The sequence below is a fragment of the Hwanghaeella sp. LZ110 genome, from assembly GCF_048892525.1.
GTDB lineage: Bacteria > Pseudomonadota > Alphaproteobacteria > UBA8366 > Aestuariispiraceae > Pacificispira.
This window is the reverse complement of the sequence record NZ_JBLZHT010000040.1, coordinates 1-480: the sequence shown is the minus strand read 5'-3', so window position 1 is coordinate 480 and position 480 is coordinate 1. Positions and strand designations below refer to the sequence as shown.

Annotated in this window: 1 rRNA gene; it reads left to right on the top strand. The window is 53.5% G+C overall.

Annotated elements, in window-relative coordinates:
* Positions 1-382: 382 nt before the first annotated feature.
* Positions 383-480: ribosomal RNA gene (locus ACOSDM_RS20115) — 23S ribosomal RNA — on the top strand; the annotation flags it as partial.

The following is a 480-nucleotide window of genomic DNA, read 5'->3' as shown; positions in this document are numbered from 1 at the left end:
GTTTTGCGTTTGAGACATGCTGTGATTGATTTTGTAAGAAAGAGATCGGCGATGTTCTCTCGCAAGACGTCTTGGAGAATATGCGTTGAATATGAGTTGTGTACCCTGGTTCCCGATTTTGGGGCGTGAAGTACAGCACGATTGTTCGCTTGATACTCTCATATGGTTTTGGGCTTTGATGTGTGTGACGGAGGATCTTTCACTAAAGATTGTCTGGAAGCACGGATCGGAGTCAAAGAGGGGCTTGCCCCTCTGAGACCAGCCCGCGACTGCGGGCCGGCCGCGAGGCCGTAAGCCAAGGCCCTTCGGGCCGCGGCGAGTGAGAGAGATATATCAAGCAGCGCTTCGCGCTGCGACTTTTATCCTCATACGGGGGTTAGGTTGGAAGTATGCTAAGGGCGTTTGGTGGATGCCTTGGCGCATGGAGGCGATGAAGGACGTGTTAGGCTGCGATAAGCCTGGGGGAGCTGCCAAAGAGCT